Below are 18,240 nucleotides of genomic sequence, written 5' to 3'. Positions count from 1 at the left end.
CTGAACTAATTGAGTCAAACTCGGCAAGGATTCGATACTATTCCTGTGTAACTTTCTTAAGGAACGAGAATGAAACAGGAAGTGGAGAAGTGGCGACCTTTTAGACATCCGGATGGTGATATTCGTGATTTATCGTTTCTTGATGCTCATCTGGCTGTCTACGTTCAGCATCATGAGGGCAAACAGCCTTTAGAGTATCGCTTTTGGGTTACCTACTCTCTTCACTGCTTCACAAAAGATTATGAACATCAGACGAACGAAGAAAAACAATCGTTAATGTACTACGCGCCTAAAGAATCTCGTCCCTTCTGCCAGCACCGTTATAACTTAGCGCGAACACACTTAAAAAGAACCATTTTGGCGCTGCCAGAAAGCAACGTTATTCATGCCGGGTATGGTAGCTATGCCGTGATTGAAGTGGATTTAAACGGAGGAAACAAGGCATTTTACTTTGTTGCGTTCAGGGCTTTCAGGGAAAAGAAAAAACTCCGTTTGCATGTAACTAGCGCTTACCCCATTTCTGAAAAACAGAAAGGTAAATCACTGAAATTTTTCACCATTGCCTACAATTTATTGAGAAATAAGCAGCTTCCTCAGCCCTCAAAATAACAAAACCCACCTTAAGGTGGGTTTCGCCAGAGATAATTCTCTGGTATTCAGAACGCCATTACCGGACTTTGCCTTGACCTTGCGAGAATCGCAGGTTGCGGGATGTCTGAATTTCTTCAGTCTGCTGCATCCTGGAAGATGAGAACATGTGTTCTTATTTTCGTCTCTATCATAGTTGAGTATTTACTCTCTTACAATCAGATCTCTTTCATTGCTCAACAGGCGATGGCTTCAGACTTTGCATTACGGAATTTTTAAGAAAGGCAGGGCGAAACGAGGAAGAAGCTTTTCGCCCTGGACAACATTCCTGCTGACGGCACTACCATAAAAAAACACAATGCTTTCAACAAGCTTGCGTTTTTCATCTTCCGTAGCGGCTCGGAATAAATTTACGTTCTTACATTCTGTCTCATGGCCTTTGCGAGGCGCGTCCCAGATAGCTGTCCCAGTCTTTCCATACCGGCTGCAAACCCTGAGCAGTTAACGCGGCAGCAACCGCTTCCGGCCTGCGATCGTCGTGCGGTGAGAACTGTTCCAGCTCGGGGTGATTATCGGCATAACCACCTGGCTGCGTTTTCGAGAAGGCGCTGACGTTATTGATCGCCAGCGGAATCACGCGATCGCGAAACCACGGTGATTCCCGCGTGGAGAGTGACAGTTCAATCTCCGGCGCAAGCAGACGGAAGGCGCAGATGGTTTGCACTAACTGGCGTTCATCCATAATCGACGCAGGCTCAATGCCGCCAGTACATGGGCGCAGGCGCGGGAAGGAGACAGAGTAGCGGCTTTGCCAGTAATGCTGTTGCAGCCATAGCAAATGTTCGGCAACCATGTAGCAGTCAACGCGCCAGCTGTCGGAAAGGCCAATTAGCGCGCCGAGGCCAATCTTATCAATCCCCGCCCGACCCAGCCGATCCGGCGTTTCCAGCCGCCAGAAGAAGTCCTGTTTTTTGCCTTTCAAATGATGGCGGGCATAAGTCGCCTCGTGATATGTCTCCTGATAAACCATCACGCCATCCAGACCAAGCTGTTTTAGCTCGGCGTATTCCGCCTCCGCCAGCGGCTGTACTTCCATCTGTAGTGAAGAGAACTGTTCACGTAGGGCAGGGAGATGACGACGAAAGTAATCCATCCCCACTTTCGCCTGATGTTCACCAGTGACTAATAGCAGATGTTCAAAGCCCATCTCCCGTATAGCGGCGCTTTCCCTGGCAATATCCGCTTCATCCAGCGTTTTGCGCTTGATGCGATTGCTCATGGAAAATCCGCAGTACGTGCAGTCGTTAGCGCAAAGATTGGAAAGATAAAGCGGGACGTAGAAACTAACTGTGTTGCCAAATCGCTGACGGGTCAGGCGCTGCGCCCGTTGGGCCAGTGGTTCCAGATAGCCACTGGCGGCTGGCGATAACAGCGCCATCATATCGTCGCGGGTGAGTTGCGAGGCATTTAGTGCCCGCTCTACGTCAGCAGCCGTTTTGCCGTTGATACGCAGGCGGATGTCATCCCAGTCCAGTTGTCGCCAGCGATCGCTGAAGGTTTTCATGCCGATGCCTCCAGAAATCCGGTCAGCGGGCTGGTGGCATGGGCAAAATGACTGCGGCTGCCCGGTCCGGACTGACGTGCCAGCAGGCCTGCTTCTACTGCCAGACGAAATGCCTTCGCCATGTTGATGGGATCGTCCGCGACGGCAATCGCCGTATTCACTAACACGGCATCGGCGCCCATTTCCAGCGCCTGCGCGGCATGGCTGGGAACGCCGATGCCAGCATCGACGACCACCGGAACCGAGGCTTGCTGGATAATAATCTCCAGCATGGCACGGGTTTCCAGCCCCTGATTCGAGCCAATCGGCGCGCCGAGCGGCATCACCGCTGCACAGCCGACTTCTTCCAGTCGTTTGCACAATACCGGATCGGCACCACAGTAAGGCAGCACGATAAATCCCTGTTGCACCAGCGTTTCTGCGGCTTTCAGGGTTTCGATGGGATCGGGCAACAGCCAGCGTGCATCCGGATGAATCTCTAGTTTTAGCCAGTTTGTGCCTAACGCTTCACGTGCCAGATGGGCGGCGAAAATGGCTTCTTCCGCGGTTTTCGCCCCGGAAGTATTCGGCAGCAGTGTCACACCCGCCGCGATAAGTGGATCGAGGATAGCGTCGTTGTGCTGGCGCAAGTCGACGCGTTTCATCGCCAGCGTCACCAGCTGGCTGCCAGACGCGCGAATCGCTTCCACCATCAGTTGTGAAGAGGCGAATTTCCCGGTGCCGGTAAACAGATGTGAATCAAACGTTTTATCCGCAATACGTAACATCTCAACCCCCTGCAATAATCTGAAAAAGCAGGATCTGGTCGCCATCCTGCACGATATGTTGCGCCCATTGCTCACGCGGGACGATGTGTTGATTAATCGCCAGTGCCGCGCCCGCTTGTTGTTGATTGAGTTGCTCCAGCAGCTCGTGAACTGTTTGTCCGGCGGCGCACTGCATCGGTTGATCGTTAAACAGGATCTGCATTGCTTCCTCCGCATACCGGGCAACCACTGGCGCGGCGCAACGCCAGGCTGCGCCACTGGCTCGACTTACCGTCGAACAGTCGGAGTTCTCCCGCAGGCGTCTCTATACCGCTTAATAACTTAATTGCTTCCAGTGCCTGCAACGTGCCCATAACCCCGACCACCGGGCCAACCACGCCCGCCGTGCGGCAATTGCGTTCTGGCTCCTGGTTATCTGGCCACAGACAGCGGTAACACCCCTGCTCCCAGGGCGGCGTCAGTACCATCAACTGACCGCCAAATCCGACCGCGCTGGCGGTGATAAGAGGCGTGTTGAGTGCCACGCAGGCGGTATTAATCTCCTGGCGAGTCGCCATATTGTCGGTACAGTCGAGCACGACATCGGCCCGTGCTACCGCATCTTTTAACGCCTCACCCGTTAACCGCTGTTGTAATGCCGTCAGTTGAATATCGGGATTCAACTGTGTCAGTCGCTGTTGGCTGGCCTGCGATTTCGGGCGATCGATATCTTCAGTGGTAAAGAGGATTTGTCGTTGCAGGTTGCTTAAATGCACATGGTCGTCATCTGCCAGTACCAGCGTCCCGACGCCAGCTCCCGCCAGGTATAGCGCAGCAGGTGTCCCCAGCCCGCCCAGGCCAATAATCAGCACCTGGCTATCGAGCAGTTTTTGCTGCCCTTTAAGAGCGATATCGTCGAGCAGGATTTGGCGGCTATAACGCATAAAATCACGGTCATTCATCGCCAACTCCTGCAATTTCCAGCAACTGTGCCGTTGTCAAACGCCAGTCTGCGGCTTGAGTAATGGCGCTGACGACGGCGATACTGCCGACACCCGTCGCCATCACCGCAGGCGCGCGCGCCAGACTGATACCGCCAATCGCCACGGTGGGATAATCCGCCAGACGCTCAATGTGCCGTGCCAGCTGTTCCAGCCCCTGCGGTGCAGAAGGCATCTGTTTGGTTTGCGTCGGGAATACATGTCCCAGTGCGATATAAGAAGGATGTGCTGCCAGCGCGACGTCGATCTCCATATCATCATGGGTCGAAACGCCCAGCCGCAGGCCTGCCGCGCGGATGGCGCTGAGATCGGTGGCTTGCAAATCTTCCTGCCCCAAATGGACGCCATACGCCTGATGTTTAATCGCCAGCCGCCAGTAATCGTTGATAAACAATCGTGCGTTATAGCGGCGGCCCAGCGCAATTGCCGCCACGACATCGGCTTCCACCTCTTCATCGCGCCGATCTTTGATGCGTAGCTGGAGAGTACGTACGCCTGCATCCAACAGACGTTCGATCCACTGTACGCTGTCCACCACCGGGTACAGTCCTAAACGAAAAGGTACAGGAGGAAAATCAGGCTGATACATCACGCTTCCTCCTTACGCAGGTAGATTTCTCCGCCTCTGGCGCGGAAGTTCTCCGACATATCCGCCATTCCCACTTCAATAGTTTGCGCGGCGGCGTAATCGCGCACTTCCTGGCTGATTTTCATTGAGCAGAATTTCGGTCCACACATGGAGCAAAAATGGGCGACTTTGCCGGACTCTTGCGGCAGGGTTTCATCGTGATAAGCGCGGGCGGTAAACGGGTCGAGGGCCAGATTAAACTGGTCTTCCCAGCGAAATTCGAAGCGGGCTTTCGACATGGCGTTATCGCGAATTTGCGCGCCCGGATGCCCTTTCGCCAGGTCGGCGGCGTGGGCGGCAATCTTATAGGTGATAAGCCCCTGCTTAACATCTTCTTTATTAGGCAGACCCAGATGCTCTTTTGGCGTTACGTAACAGAGCATCGCGCAGCCGAACCAGCCAATCATCGCCGCACCAATCCCTGACGTGAAGTGGTCATAGCCCGGCGCAATATCGGTAGTTAGCGGCCCCAGAGTGTAAAACGGCGCTTCGTGGCAGTGCTCTAACTCCTCGGTCATATTGCGGCGAATCATCTGCATCGGCACATGCCCGGGGCCTTCAATCATCACCTGCACGTCATATTCCCAGGCGATTTTGGTCAGTTCGCCCAGCGTATGCAGCTCGGCAAACTGCGCTTCATCGTTGGCATCCTGAACAGAACCGGGGCGCAGACCATCGCCCAGCGACAGCGAAACGTCATAAGCTGCGCAGATTTCACAAATTTCGCGGAAGTGTTGATAGAGGAAATTTTCCTGATGATGGGAGAGGCACCATTTCGCCATAATCGAACCGCCGCGAGAGACGATACCGGTCAGGCGTTTCGCGGTCATCGGTACATAGCGCAGCAGTACGCCCGCATGGATAGTGAAGTAATCCACACCTTGCTCGGCCTGTTCCAGCAGCGTGTCGCGGAACGCTTCCCAGGTAAGATCTTCGGCGATCCCGTTAACCTTCTCCAGCGCCTGGTAGATCGGCACTGTACCGATCGGCACCGGGCTGTTACGTAAAATCCACTCGCGGGTTTCGTGAATATAGCGACCGGTGGAGAGATCCATCACGGTATCCGCTCCCCAGCGCGTGGACCATACCAGCTTTTCCACTTCTTCTTCGATGGAAGAGGTGACCGCTGAGTTGCCGATATTGGCGTTAACTTTTACCAGGAAGTTGCGACCAATAATCATCGGCTCCGATTCCGGATGATTAATGTTGGCCGGGATAATCGCACGTCCGGCAGCAACTTCATCACGGACAAATTCCGCAGTAATATTTTCCGGCAGACGTGCGCCAAAGCTCATTCCCGGATGCTGGTGGCGCAAAACTTCGCTACGGATGCGCTCGCGGCCCATATTCTCGCGAATGGCGATGAACTCCATCTCCGGTGTGATGATGCCCTGGCGGGCGTAGTGCAGTTGTGTGACGCGGCGTCCTGCTTTGGCGCGTTTTGGCGTTAATACGCCGCTAAAACGCAGCTCGTCGAGACCATCATCAGCCAGCCGCGCTTTAGTGTAATCGGAACTGCGCACGGTAAGTTCTTCAGTATCGCCACGCGCATCGATCCACGGCTGGCGTAGTTTTGCCAGCCCTTGCTGAACGTTAATAGCGATCTGCGGATCGCCATACGGACCGGAGGTGTCGTAGACCGGAATCGCTTCGTTTTCTTCGTACTGCGGCTGTTCTTTGCTGCCGCCAATTAGCGTCGGGCTAAGCTGGATCTCACGCATCGGCACGCGCACACTGGGGTGTGTGCCAGTGATGTAAATGCGTTTTGAGTTGGGAAAGGCGGTGCCTTCCAGGGTGTCGATAAAATGTTGGGCCTGGGCGCGTTGTTCGCGGCGGGTCAGTTTTGTTGCAGACATAGCTCATTCCAAAAATTAAGGACGTGGCTTGTCAGACGACGGATGAAGCAAGAGACGATCGCCGCAAAGGCGATGCTATAGCAGATTAACTCTTGTTCCCTTCGCAGGTATTAGCCTGATCAGGTTCCGCGGATCCCGAATAAACGGTCTCAGCCAGTTAAGGCACTCCGACAAGAAATTAGCCCCACAAACGGGGCGTTGAATGTAAATTACGCGTTAACAGCGCAGAACTCAAGCAAGATGTTTGACGCGAGCGGCGTCAAGTACCAGCAGAATCAGCTTATCTTCCAGTACGAAGCGTGCTTCCAGCGCCTCGCCGATGTCAGATAAAACCTGTTGAAACTCAAGGTAATTATCATGATCGATGGCGGTTTCCAGGCTGGAATCATAGTAATCCATAATCTGTTGCGTGTTGGCTTCCAGCTGCGGCCAAATCTTCGCGGCATGAGCGAGTTGCCCGTTGCCTTCCAGTTTATGAAGAATGCGTTCATAAATACTGAAATGTCCGGCAGACAGATAGTCGACCAGACTCTGGCAAAAATCATCAAGGGCTTTTTCATTCAGCCTCATGTACGATTCTTTGCCAGGCTTAATGCCAACCAGATTGTAGTAAGCCACGAGCAGATGCTTACGTACATGTAGCCAGCGATCAACCAGTTTGTTACTTCCTCTGACGTGCTCCGTCAGGTTATCGAGCTGGTTAAGCATGATTGACTCCGCAAGTTTGTCTTCAAAAACTGCTCAGTGAGAAATGTAAAAACCATGTTAAACATGCCAGTGATGCAAAGGTAGTGCAAGAGCTATGGATCGTATAATTGAAAAATTAGATCACGGCTGGTGGGTAGTCAGTCATGAACAAAAATTATGGTTGCCGAAGGGAGAATTACCATACGGCGAAGCGGCAAATTTCGATCTTGTGGGTCAGCGCGCACTACAAATCGGCGAATGGCAGGGAGAACCTGTTTGGCTAGTGCAACAGCAGCGCCGTCACGATATGGGCTCGGTGCGCCAGGTCATTGATCTGGATGTCGGGCTGTTTCAATTAGCCGGACGTGGTGTGCAACTGGCGGAGTTTTATCGCTCGCATAAATACTGCGGTTACTGCGGGCATGACATGTATCCGAGCAAAACCGAATGGGCGATGCTATGCAGCCACTGCCGTGAGCGTTACTACCCACAAATCGCTCCCTGCATTATCGTTGCCATCCGTCGCGATGATTCAATCCTTCTTGCCCAGCATACCCGCCATCGTAACGGTGTCCATACGGTACTCGCCGGATTCGTCGAAGTGGGCGAAACCCTCGAACAGGCAGTCGCGCGGGAAGTGATGGAAGAGAGCGGCATCAAAGTCAAAAACTTGCGGTACGTGACTTCCCAGCCGTGGCCGTTTCCTCAGTCTTTAATGACCGCGTTTATGGCGGAATATGACAGCGGCGACATCGTGATCGACCCGAAAGAATTGCTCGAGGCGAACTGGTATCGCTATGACGATTTGCCGTTACTTCCACCGCCCGGCACCGTAGCGCGCCGTCTGATAGAAGATACGGTGGCGATGTGTCGGGCAGAGTATGAGTGATGATACACTGACCGCCTGACGCACTAAGGAACAGCCAAAATGACCGAACTTAAAAACGATCGTTATCTGCGGGCGCTGCTGCGCCAGCCCGTTGATGTCACTCCAGTATGGATGATGCGCCAGGCGGGCCGCTATCTACCGGAATACAAAGCCACGCGCGCCCAGGCGGGCGATTTTATGTCGCTGTGCAAAAACGCCGAGCTGGCGTGCGAAGTGACTTTGCAACCGCTGCGTCGCTATCCGCTGGATGCGGCGATCCTCTTTTCCGATATCCTCACCGTGCCGGACGCGATGGGGTTAGGGCTCTATTTTGAAGCCGGGGAAGGTCCGCGTTTTACCACACCAGTCACCTGCAAAGCTGACGTCGATAAACTGCCAATTCCGGACCCGGAAGATGAGCTGGGTTACGTGATGAACGCGGTGCGTACCATTCGTCGCGAACTGAAAGGCGAAGTGCCGCTGATTGGTTTTTCCGGCAGCCCGTGGACGCTGGCGACCTATATGGTGGAAGGCGGCAGCAGCAAAGCGTTCACCGTGATTAAAAAAATGATGTATGCCGATCCGCAGGCGCTGCACGCGCTACTCGATAAACTGGCGAAAAGCGTCACTCTGTACCTGAATGCGCAGATTAAAGCCGGTGCTCAGGCAGTGATGATTTTCGACACCTGGGGCGGCGTGCTAACCGGGCGCGATTATCAACAGTTCTCGCTCTATTACATGCATAAAATTGTTGATGGTTTACTGCGTGAAAACGACGGTCGCCGCGTACCGGTCACGCTGTTTACCAAAGGTGGCGGACAGTGGCTGGAAGCCATGGCAGAAACCGGTTGCGATGCGCTGGGCCTCGACTGGACAACGGACATCGCCGATGCACGCCGCCGCGTGGGTGATAAAGTCGCGCTGCAGGGCAATATGGATCCGTCGATGCTGTATGCGCCGCCTGCCCGCATTGAAGAAGAAGTGGCGACAATCCTTGCCGGTTTCGGTCACGGTGAAGGCCACGTCTTTAACCTCGGCCACGGTATCCATCAGGATGTGCCGCCAGAACATGCTGGCGTATTTGTGGAGGCAGTGCATCGCCTGTCTGCGCCTTATCATCAGTAAGGAGTGGTTATGGATCTCGCGTCATTACGCGCTCAACAACTTGAACTAGCTTCTTCTGTGATCCGCGAGGATCGACTCGATAAAGATCCGCCGGATCTGATCGCCGGAGCCGATGTCGGGTTTGAGCAGGGCGGAGAAGTGACGCGAGCGGCGATGGTGCTGCTGAAATACCCCTCGCTTGAGCTGGTGGAGTATAAAGTGGCCCGCATCGCTACTACCATGCCTTACATTCCAGGTTTTCTTTCCTTTCGCGAATATCCTGCGCTGCTGGCAGCGTGGGAGATGCTGTCGCAAAAGCCGGATTTAGTGTTTGTCGATGGTCACGGGATCTCGCATCCGCGCCGTCTTGGCGTCGCCAGCCATTTTGGCTTATTGGTGGATGTGCCGACCATTGGCGTGGCGAAAAAGCGGCTCTGCGGTAAATTCGAACCGCTCTCCAGCGAACCGGGCGCACTGGCCCCGCTGATGGATAAAGGCGAGCAGCTGGCCTGGGTCTGGCGCAGCAAAGCGCGCTGTAACCCTCTGTTTATTTCTACTGGCCATCGGGTCAGTGTGGATAGCGCGCTGGCGTGGGTACAACGCTGCATGAAAGGCTATCGTCTGCCGGAGCCAACGCGCTGGGCGGACGCGGTGGCCTCGGAACGTCCGGCGTTCGTGCGCTATACAGCAAATCAGCCCTAATTCAGGTAAACTGCGGATAATTCCCGTATTTGAGAACTCAACATGTTACAAAACCCAATTCATCTGCGTCTGGAGCGCCTGGAAAGCTGGCAGCATGTCACTTTCATGGCTTGTCTGTGCGAACGCATGTACCCCAATTACGCCATGTTCTGCCAGCAAACCGGTTTTGGCGATGGGCAAATTTATCGCCGCATTCTCGATCTCATCTGGGAAACGCTGACCGTCAAAGACGCAAAAGTAAATTTCGACAGCCAACTGGAGAAATTTGAAGAAGCGATCCCGTCAGCCGACGATTTCGATCTGTACGGCGTTTATCCGGCAATCGATGCCTGCGTGGCGTTAAGTGAACTGGTCCATTCGCGTTTGAGTGGTGAAACGCTCGAACACGCGGTGGAAGTGAGTAAGACCTCCATCACGACCGTTGCGATGCTGGAAATGACTCAGGCTGGTCGCGAAATGAGCGATGAAGAGCTCAAAGAAAACCCAGCTGTAGAGCAAGAATGGGACATTCAGTGGGAAATATTCCGACTTTTAGCTGAGTGCGAAGAACGCGATATCGAGCTGATAAAAGGCCTTAGGGCAGACCTGCGTGAGACGGGCGAGAGCAATATTGGTATAATTTTTCAGCAATAAGACCAGAAAACGTGAATTAACGCCTGATTTGTCGTACCTGGAGTCTTCCCTTTCGCCCCCCGTCTGGTCTACATTTGGGGGGCGAAAAAAAGTGGCTATCGGTGCGCGTATGCAGGAGAGTGCTATTCTGGCATTTCCGTCGCACTCGATGCTTAGCAAGCGATAAACACATTGTAAGGATAACTTATGAACAAGACTCAACTGATTGATGTAATTGCAGAGAAAGCAGAACTGTCCAAAACCCAGGCTAAAGCTGCTCTGGAGTCCACTCTGGCTGCAATTACTGAGTCTCTGAAAGAAGGCGATGCTGTACAACTGGTTGGTTTCGGTACCTTCAAAGTGAACCACCGCGCTGAGCGTACTGGCCGCAACCCGCAGACCGGTAAAGAAATCAAAATCGCCGCTGCGAACGTACCGGCATTTGTTTCTGGCAAGGCACTGAAAGACGCAGTTAAGTAAGATTGCGTGGCAGTGAACAGTTTTAACGAAGGGGTGGTTTCACCCCTTTTGTCTTTCTGGCGTCGCTCATTGATGCTGGCAGGCGCGCTGTTTCTTACTGCTTGTAGCCATAACTCCTCACTTCCTCCCTTTACCGCCAGTGGATTTGCTGAAGATCAGGGCGCGGTACGCATCTGGCGAAAAGACAGCGGCGATAATGTCCATCTGCTTGCCGTATTTAGCCCGTGGCGCAATGGCGATACCACGACGCGAGAGTATCGCTGGCAGGGCGATAACCTCACGCTTATCAATATCAATGTTTACAGCGAACCGCCGGTGAACATTCGCGCGCGTTTTGACGATCGCGGCGATCTGAGCTTTATGCAACGCGAATCCGATGGGGAAAAGCAGCAGCTTTCTAACGACCAAATTGATTTATATCGTTATCGTGCTGACCAAATCCGCCAGATTAGCGATGCCTTACGTCAGGGGAGAGTCGTGCTGCGTCAGGGGCGCTGGCATGCGATGGAACAGACCGTGACCACCTGCGAAGGGCAAACCATTAAACCTGATTTAGATTCGCAGGCGATAGCGCATATCGAGCGCCGCCAGAGCCGCTCTTCTGTTGATGTCAGCGTGGCATGGCTGGAAGCGCCCGAAGGTTCGCAATTACTGTTGGTGGCAAACTCTGATTTCTGTCGCTGGCAACCCAACGAGAAAACGTTCTGATTTACCAGTGGCCCATTCCCATATGACCGCCACCACCACCGCAGCCGCCGTAACCCATGCCCATTCCGGTACCGCGCGGAATACCCGCTTCAGCCATCGCAATATCCCGTTTCACCCGTAACTCATCTAACGACTGACGCAAAGCCTCCATCTCTTTGGCGACCGCGTTAATTTTGCTGCTATCCGGTGGATTAGCGGCTAACAGGGCATTGTATTCATAACGCTTCGTCACCAGTTGCTGTTGCAGTGCGCTGCTTTGAGCGTAAAAGTCATTATGGATTTTCTGCCACGCTGTCTGTTGTTCGCTGGTCAAAGGCACGGCATTTTGCTGCCACATACCGTGTCCGCCGTGAGCAAATGCAGATGTCGATCCCATCGTCATTGCTGAAAGCGCCATCATCACCAGGGCAATTTTCGTGTTCCGTTTCATGGTTAATCCTCCAGTGGTTGTCTTACTTTGGGTATTGCATCTTTCGTGCCAACAACGAAACGCTGATATGACGGGCAATCTGGCGTGATAAGCGAGTAAAAATGACTCGCCTGCTGTGGGTAGCGAGTCATTTTTACTCATTGAAACTTAAGTCTTTGTGTTACAGCGCAGGGTAAGCGCTGCTAAAAGATGGCATGATTTCTGCTGTCAAAAAGGGATGAACAGGCAAAGAAGAAGATACGTTTTATGCGACGTTCTAAAGACACCTTAGCCAAATGGTTAAGCGCGATCCTCCCCGTGGTCATTGTTGGGCTGGTGGGATTGTTTGCGGTAACTGTGATTCGTGATTATGGGCGGGCAAGCGAGGCTGACCGTCAGGCATTACTGGAAAAAGGTAATGTGCTCATTCGCGCTCTGGAGTCAGGAAGCCGCGTAGGGATGGGGATGCGAATGCACCATGTGCAGCAACAGGCGCTTCTGGAAGAGATGGCTGGCCAGCCTGGGGTGTTGTGGTTTGCGGTCACCGATGCACAGGGCATCATTATTCTTCATAGTGACCCCGAAATGGTTGGGCGTGCACTCTATTCGCCGGATGAAATGCAGCAGTTAAAGCCAGAGGAAAACTCCCGTTGGAGACTGCTTGAGGATGCAGAAAAAACGCCTGCGCTTGAGGTCTATCGTTTGTTCCAGCCAATGTCATCGCCCTGGCGGCATGGTATGCACAATATGCCGCGCTGTAACGGCAAAGCTGTGCCACAGGCAGAAGCACAACAGGCTATTTTCATCGCCGTTGACGCCAGCGATTTGGTTGCAACCCAGAGTGGGGAAAAGCGCAATACCCTGATTATCCTCTTCGCTCTGGCGACGGTAATGCTGGCAAGCGTGTTGTCATTCTTCTGGTATCGCCGGTATCTGCGCTCGCGCCAGCTGTTGCAGGATGAAATGAAGCGCAAAGAGAAGCTGGTGGCGCTGGGGCATCTGGCGGCAGGCGTTGCCCACGAAATCCGTAACCCGCTTTCCTCGATTAAAGGGCTGGCGAAATATTTTGCCGAACGTGCGCCAGCAGGGGGAGAAGCGCATCAACTGGCGCAGGTGATGGCGAAAGAAGCCGACCGTTTAAACCGCGTGGTAAGCGAGCTGCTGGAACTGGTTAAACCAACGCATCTGGCTTTGCAGGGGGTGGATCTCAACACTCTGATTAACCACTCATTACAGCTGGTAAGCCAGGATGCAAACAGCCGGGAGATCCAGTTACGCTTTACCGCCAACGACATGTTGCCGGAAATTCAGGCCGATCCGGACAGGCTGACTCAGGTCCTGTTGAATCTCTATCTCAATGCTATTCAGGCGATTGGTCAGCATGGCGTGATTAGCGTGACGGCCAGCGAAAGCGGCGCAGGCGTGAAAATTAGTGTTACTGACAGCGGTAAGGGAATTGCGGCGGATCAGCTTGAAGCCATCTTCACCCCGTACTTCACCACTAAAGCCGAAGGCACCGGGCTGGGGCTGGCGGTCGTGCATAATATTGTTGAACAACACGGTGGTACAATTCAGGTTGCAAGCCAGGAGGGGAAAGGCGCAACGTTCACCCTCTGGCTTCCGGTCAATATTACGCGTAAGGACCCACAAGGATGACGCACGATAATATCGATATTCTGGTGGTGGATGATGACATTAGCCACTGCACTATTTTGCAGGCATTGCTGCGCGGCTGGGGCTATAACGTCGCGCTGGCGAACAGCGGGCGACAGGCGCTGGAGCAGGTGCGGGAACAGGTTTTTGATCTTGTGCTTTGCGATGTGCGAATGGCAGAGATGGACGGCATCGCCACGCTGAAAGAGATCAAAGCGTTAAATCCGGCGATTCCGGTACTGATTATGACCGCTTACTCCAGCGTCGAGACGGCGGTAGAGGCGTTGAAAACCGGGGCGCTGGATTATCTCATCAAACCGCTGGATTTCGATAACCTGCAGGCGACGCTGGAAAAGGCGCTCGCGCATACGCACAGTGTCGATGCTGAAATACCTGCGGTGTCCGCCAGCCAGTTCGGGATGGTTGGTAAAAGCGCAGCGATGCAACACCTGCTCGGTGAAATTGCCCTTGTCGCGCCATCGGAAGCCACGGTGCTGATCCACGGCGATTCCGGTACCGGTAAAGAGCTGGTCGCCAGGGCGATTCACGCCAGTAGCGCACGTAGCGAAAAACCGCTGGTAACGCTCAACTGTGCGGCACTCAACGAATCCTTGCTGGAATCTGAATTGTTCGGTCACGAAAAAGGGGCGTTTACCGGAGCCGACAAACGGCGGGAAGGGCGCTTTGTTGAGGCGGATGGCGGAACGCTGTTTCTCGATGAAATTGGCGATATCTCGCCGATGATGCAGGTCCGTCTGCTGCGTGCGATTCAGGAGCGTGAAGTTCAGCGTGTCGGCAGCAACCAGACTATTTCGGTCGATGTCCGGCTGATTGCGGCGACCCATCGCGATCTTGCCGCAGAGGTAAATGCCGGGCGTTTTCGCCAGGATCTCTACTATCGCCTGAACGTGGTGGCGATTGAAGTGCCATCGCTGCGGCAACGGCGGGAGGATATTCCTCTGCTGGCTAACCATTTTCTTCAGCGGTTTGCCGAACGCAATCGCAAAGCGGTAAAAGGCTTTACGCCACAGGCAATGGATCTGTTGATTCATTACGATTGGCCGGGAAATATTCGTGAGCTGGAAAACGCGGTAGAACGGGCAGTGGTGTTGCTGACCGGGGAATATATTTCCGAACGCGAGCTGCCGCTGGCGATTGCGAGTACGCCGATCCCGCTGGCGCAAAGTCAGGATATTCAGCCGCTGGTGGAAGTGGAAAAAGAGGTGATTCTGGCGGCACTGGAGAAAACGGGCGGCAACAAAACCGAAGCCGCCCGTCAGTTAGGGATCACGCGTAAAACGCTATTGGCAAAACTGTCGCGTTAGTTCTGCTCGCGCTCGATAGCGCGCCAGCCGATATCTTTCCGGCAGAAGCAGTCGTCCCAGTGGATATCGGTCATTAAGGCATAGGCGCGTTTCTGCGCCTCTGCCACGGTATGACCCAGCGCGGTGATGCACAGTACGCGCCCGCCGCAGGTCACTACCTGCTCGTCATCCGCCAGTTTCGTGCCAGCGTGGAACACTTTGCCGCCTGCCACTTCTTCCAGCGGCAGGCCGTGGATCACATCGCCGGTGCGGTAATCAGCCGGATACCCGCCCGCAGCCATCACCACGCCGAGAGAAGCACGTTCATCCCACTCTGACGTTTTCTCGTCCAGCGTACCTTCACAGGCTGCCAGGCAAAGCTCAACCAGATCTGACTTCATGCGCAGCATAATCGGCTGAGTTTCCGGATCGCCAAAGCGGCAGTTAAATTCGATAACCTTCGGGTTGCCCTGTTTGTCGATCATCAGGCCCGCATAGAGAAAACCGGTGTAGGTGTTGCCTTCCGCCGCCATGCCTTTCACGGTTGGCCAGATGATACGTTCCATGGTGCGCTGATGAACTTCATCAGTTACCACTGGCGCAGGAGAGTAAGCGCCCATTCCGCCAGTGTTTGGCCCAGTATCTTTATCGCCTACGCGTTTGTGATCCTGGCTGGTGGCCATCGGCAGCACATGCTCGCCGTCCACCATCACGATAAAACTCGCTTCTTCGCCGTCGAGGAACTCTTCGATCACAATGCGATGACCCGCGTCGCCAAAAGCGTTGCCCGCCAGCATATCGTGAACAGCCGCTTCGGCTTCTTCCAGCGTCATCGCCACGATAACGCCTTTCCCGGCAGCCAGACCGTCAGCTTTAATGACGATTGGCGCGCCTTTCTCACGCAGATACGCCAGCGCTGGTTCTACCTCGGTGAAGTTCTGGTATTCCGCCGTAGGGATCTTATGGCGGGCCAGGAAATCTTTGGTAAACGCTTTCGAGCCTTCAAGTTGCGCGGCACCTGCGGTTGGGCCGAAGATTTTCAGCCCGGCGGCGCGGAAGGTATCGACTACGCCTTTCACCAGCGGCGCTTCCGGGCCGACGATGGTCAGATCGATCTTTTCGTTTTGTGCGAAATCCAACAGCGCCGGGATATCGGTCACGCCGATAGCGACGTTTTGCAGCGTGGGTTCCAGCGCAGTGCCTGCATTACCCGGGGCAACAAAAACAGTTTCAACCAGCGGCGACTGGGCCGCTTTCCAGGCCAGTGCGTGCTCGCGCCCGCCGTTACCAATCACTAATACTTTCATCTGTCGCTCCATTAATGGCGGAAGTGGCGCATGTCGGTGAAGAGCATCGCAATACCGTGTTCATCGGCGGCGGCAATCACTTCGTCATCGCGGATAGAACCGCCAGGCTGGATTACGCAGGTCACGCCCGCCGCAGCGGCGGCATCAATACCGTCACGGAACGGGAAGAACGCGTCAGAAGCCATAGAGGAACCTTTTACTTCCAGGCCTTCATCGGCGGCTTTAATACCGGCGATTTTCGCGGAGTACACGCGGCTCATCTGGCCCGCGCCAATTCCGATGGTCATATTGTTTTTGGCATAGACGATAGCGTTGGATTTCACGAATTTCGCTACTTTCCAGCAGAACAGCGCATCACGCAGTTCCTGTTCGGTCGGCTGACGTTTGGTGACGACGCGCAGTTCTTCCGCACCGACCATCCCCAGATCGCGATCCTGAACCAGCAGACCGCCGTTCACGCGTTTGAAATCAAGACCCGGAATACGTTCGCCCCACTGACCGCAGGTCAGAACGCGTACGTTCTGCTTGGCGGCGGTGATTTTCAGGGCTTCTTCGCTGGCGGACGGCGCAATAATCACTTCGACAAACTGACGAGAAATGATGGCCTGTGCGGTTTCCGCATCCAGCTCGCGGTTAAAAGCAATAATGCCGCCGAATGCGGAGGTTGGGTCGGTTTTGTACGCGCGATCGTAAGCATCAAGAATGGAATTGCCGATAGCCACGCCGCACGGGTTGGCGTGCTTCACAATCACACATGCTGGCTCGGAGAACTCTTTCACGCACTCCAGCGCCGCATCGGTATCGGCGATGTTGTTATAAGAGAGGGCTTTACCCTGAACCTGGGTTGCGGTAGCAACGGAGGCTTCTTTTACATTCTCTTCTATATAGAAGGCAGCCTGCTGGTGGCTGTTCTCGCCGTAGCGCATATCCTGCTTCTTAATGAAGTTCAGATTCAGCGTACGCGGGAAGCGACCTGCGGCTTCTTTGCTTTCACCGTGATAGGCCGGAACCATGCTGCCGAAGTAGTTGGCAATCATGCTGTCGTAGGCGGCAGTGTGTTCGAAGGCTTTGATGGCGAGGTCGAAACGGGTTGCAAGCGTCAGCGATCCTTCGTTGGCATCCATCTCTTTAATAATGGCGTCGTAGTCGCTGCTCTTCACCACGATTGCGACATCTTTATGGTTCTTGGCGGCGGAGCGCACCATGGTTGGGCCGCCGATATCGATGTTCTCAACCGCATCTTCCAGCGAGCAGCCTTCACGAGCAACGGTCTGGGCGAACGGATACAGGTTAACAACCACCATATCGATAGGCTGGATCTGATGTTCTTCCATAATGGCATCGTCCTGGCCGCGACGGCCTAGAATGCCACCATGTACTTTCGGATGCAGGGTCTTCACGCGTCCATCCATCATCTCCGGGAAACCGGTGTAATCGGAAACTTCGGTTACCGGCAGACCTTTTTCTGCTAACAGACGGGCAGTGCCCCCTGTAGACAGCAGCTCCACACCGCGTGCGGAAAGTGCCTGGGCGAATTCGACGATACCGGCTTTGTCAGAAACACTGAGCAGAGCGCGGCGGACTGGACGACGTTGTTGCATGGTAAATCCCCTGGATTTGACTATTACAGAGAGCGTTAGCTGAATTTTTCGCAAAAAACTCAGCTAACGCCCCTAACGGGGCATCCTTATTTTTCGCCCGCATTGTAACGAAAACGTTTGCGCAACGCTCGCGAATTTTTCTCTTTCAATGGCGATCACTATTTTGACTGTGCTTACCGTGTGAGAAATGCAGAAATTATGCTGATGATTGTGGATAACTCTGTGCGTAAAAAGGTATAAAGCGGGGTTTTGCTGGGGAATGCAGCAGTCAGTCATTTTTTTGCAATTTTTCTATTGCGGCCTACGGAGAACTCCCTATAATGCGCCTCCATCGACACGGCGGATGTGAATCACTTCACACAAACAGCCGGTTCGGTTGAAGAGAAAAATCCTGAAATTCAGGGTTGACTCTGAAAGAGGAA

General features: G+C 54.0%; 19 protein-coding genes and 1 riboswitch. Of the genes, 9 read left to right on the top strand and 10 right to left on the bottom strand.

Translation table 11 applies throughout. From position 1 onward, the window contains the following. The first annotated feature begins 69 nt into the window (after positions 1-69). The gene (locus tag FEK42_RS22170) at positions 70-609 is read left to right on the top strand and encodes a stationary phase growth adaptation protein (RefSeq protein WP_135493229.1); all 540 of its coding nucleotides are present in this window, start codon (positions 70-72) and stop codon (positions 607-609) included. Between the two features lie 409 nt (positions 610-1,018). Here FEK42_RS22170 and thiH read toward each other — a convergent pair whose 3' ends face one another. The 7 genes from thiH to FEK42_RS22135 form a co-directional block, all read right to left on the bottom strand. Continuing rightward, entirely contained in the window at positions 1,019-2,152 is a 1,134-nt protein-coding gene (thiH, locus tag FEK42_RS22165; RefSeq protein ID WP_000847432.1) for a 2-iminoacetate synthase ThiH, read from the bottom strand. Beyond that, positions 2,149-2,919, bottom strand: a complete 771-nt coding sequence (gene thiG / locus FEK42_RS22160) for a thiazole synthase (protein WP_135493230.1) — start codon at positions 2,917-2,919, stop codon at positions 2,149-2,151. The genes thiH and thiG overlap by 4 nt, the downstream gene beginning before the upstream one ends. Position 2,920: 1 nt before the next feature. Beyond that, positions 2,921-3,121 carry a sulfur carrier protein ThiS gene (gene thiS, locus FEK42_RS22155; RefSeq protein ID WP_130222630.1) on the bottom strand — a complete coding sequence of 67 codons (201 nt, stop codon included), beginning with the start codon at positions 3,119-3,121 and terminating at the stop codon, positions 2,921-2,923. Further along, the gene (gene thiF, locus FEK42_RS22150) at positions 3,105-3,860 is read right to left on the bottom strand and encodes a thiazole biosynthesis adenylyltransferase ThiF (RefSeq protein ID WP_135493231.1); all 756 of its coding nucleotides are present in this window, start codon (positions 3,858-3,860) and stop codon (positions 3,105-3,107) included. Before thiF ends, thiS begins: the two co-directional genes overlap by 17 nt. After that, positions 3,853-4,488 carry a thiamine phosphate synthase gene (thiE, locus tag FEK42_RS22145; protein ID WP_135493234.1) on the bottom strand — a complete coding sequence of 212 codons (636 nt, stop codon included), beginning with the start codon at positions 4,486-4,488 and terminating at the stop codon, positions 3,853-3,855. The genes thiF and thiE overlap by 8 nt, the downstream gene beginning before the upstream one ends. Further along, positions 4,488-6,383 carry a phosphomethylpyrimidine synthase ThiC gene (gene thiC / locus FEK42_RS22140; protein ID WP_135493232.1) on the bottom strand — a complete coding sequence of 632 codons (1,896 nt, stop codon included), beginning with the start codon at positions 6,381-6,383 and terminating at the stop codon, positions 4,488-4,490. The genes thiE and thiC overlap by 1 nt, the downstream gene beginning before the upstream one ends. 79 nt (positions 6,384-6,462) lie before the next feature. Continuing rightward, a riboswitch (TPP riboswitch) is annotated at positions 6,463-6,563 on the bottom strand. 51 nt (positions 6,564-6,614) lie between these two features. Further along, a complete protein-coding gene (locus tag FEK42_RS22135) occupies positions 6,615-7,091 on the bottom strand; it encodes an Rsd/AlgQ family anti-sigma factor (RefSeq protein WP_000934290.1) in 477 nt (158 codons plus the stop codon). Between the two features lie 94 nt (positions 7,092-7,185). Between FEK42_RS22135 and nudC the strand changes: the two genes are divergently transcribed. The 6 genes from nudC (at position 7,186) to FEK42_RS22105 (ending at position 11,544) form a co-directional block, all read left to right on the top strand. Further along, positions 7,186-7,959 carry an NAD(+) diphosphatase gene (nudC, locus tag FEK42_RS22130; RefSeq protein ID WP_130210155.1) on the top strand — a complete coding sequence of 258 codons (774 nt, stop codon included), beginning with the start codon at positions 7,186-7,188 and terminating at the stop codon, positions 7,957-7,959. A gap of 39 nt (positions 7,960-7,998) precedes the next feature. Then, on the top strand, positions 7,999-9,063 hold the full coding sequence (hemE, locus tag FEK42_RS22125; RefSeq protein WP_130261378.1) for a uroporphyrinogen decarboxylase: 1,065 nt from the start codon (positions 7,999-8,001) through the stop codon (positions 9,061-9,063). A 9-nt stretch (positions 9,064-9,072) separates the two neighbouring features. Beyond that, on the top strand, positions 9,073-9,744 hold the full coding sequence (gene nfi, locus FEK42_RS22120; RefSeq protein ID WP_130259135.1) for a deoxyribonuclease V: 672 nt from the start codon (positions 9,073-9,075) through the stop codon (positions 9,742-9,744). A gap of 42 nt (positions 9,745-9,786) precedes the next feature. Continuing rightward, a complete protein-coding gene (locus tag FEK42_RS22115; protein ID WP_130210161.1) occupies positions 9,787-10,377 on the top strand; it encodes a YjaG family protein in 591 nt (196 codons plus the stop codon). Positions 10,378-10,563: 186 nt separating this feature from the next. Beyond that, complete coding sequence (gene hupA / locus FEK42_RS22110; RefSeq protein WP_001044513.1) at positions 10,564-10,836, top strand: nucleoid-associated protein HU-alpha; 273 nt, start codon at positions 10,564-10,566, stop codon at positions 10,834-10,836. A gap of 12 nt (positions 10,837-10,848) precedes the next feature. After that, positions 10,849-11,544: a DUF1481 domain-containing protein gene (locus FEK42_RS22105; RefSeq protein WP_130210175.1), complete on the top strand. Its 696-nt coding sequence runs from the start codon at positions 10,849-10,851 to the stop codon at positions 11,542-11,544. A gap of 1 nt (position 11,545) precedes the next feature. On the opposite strand, the gene zraP is transcribed toward FEK42_RS22105, so the two are convergent. Further along, positions 11,546-11,974 (bottom strand): zinc resistance sensor/chaperone ZraP, encoded by a 429-nt coding sequence (gene zraP, locus FEK42_RS22100; RefSeq protein ID WP_130210163.1) that lies wholly within the window; start codon positions 11,972-11,974, stop codon positions 11,546-11,548. Positions 11,975-12,211: 237 nt separating this feature from the next. Here zraP and zraS point away from each other — a divergent pair, with 237 nt between their 5' ends. Both zraS and zraR read left to right on the top strand, forming a co-directional pair. Further along, positions 12,212-13,609 carry a two-component system sensor histidine kinase ZraS gene (gene zraS / locus FEK42_RS22095; RefSeq protein WP_130210165.1) on the top strand — a complete coding sequence of 466 codons (1,398 nt, stop codon included), beginning with the start codon at positions 12,212-12,214 and terminating at the stop codon, positions 13,607-13,609. Then, the gene (gene zraR, locus FEK42_RS22090) at positions 13,606-14,931 is read left to right on the top strand and encodes a sigma-54-dependent response regulator transcription factor ZraR (RefSeq protein ID WP_130210167.1); all 1,326 of its coding nucleotides are present in this window, start codon (positions 13,606-13,608) and stop codon (positions 14,929-14,931) included. The genes zraS and zraR overlap by 4 nt, the downstream gene beginning before the upstream one ends. Here the strand turns inward: zraR and purD are convergent. Further along, positions 14,928-16,217, bottom strand: a complete 1,290-nt coding sequence (gene purD / locus FEK42_RS22085) for a phosphoribosylamine--glycine ligase (RefSeq protein WP_135490618.1) — start codon at positions 16,215-16,217, stop codon at positions 14,928-14,930. The genes zraR and purD overlap by 4 nt on opposite strands. Before the next feature lie 11 nt (positions 16,218-16,228). Then, positions 16,229-17,818 (bottom strand): bifunctional phosphoribosylaminoimidazolecarboxamide formyltransferase/IMP cyclohydrolase, encoded by a 1,590-nt coding sequence (gene purH / locus FEK42_RS22080; protein WP_135493233.1) that lies wholly within the window; start codon positions 17,816-17,818, stop codon positions 16,229-16,231. Positions 17,819-18,240: the final 422 nt, after the last annotated feature.

The sequence above is a fragment of the Escherichia sp. E2748 genome (assembly GCF_005781125.1).
Taxonomy (GTDB): domain Bacteria; phylum Pseudomonadota; class Gammaproteobacteria; order Enterobacterales; family Enterobacteriaceae; genus Escherichia.
The sequence above is the reverse complement of the archived record's forward strand: the minus strand, read 5'-3'. Positions and strand labels throughout refer to the sequence as shown.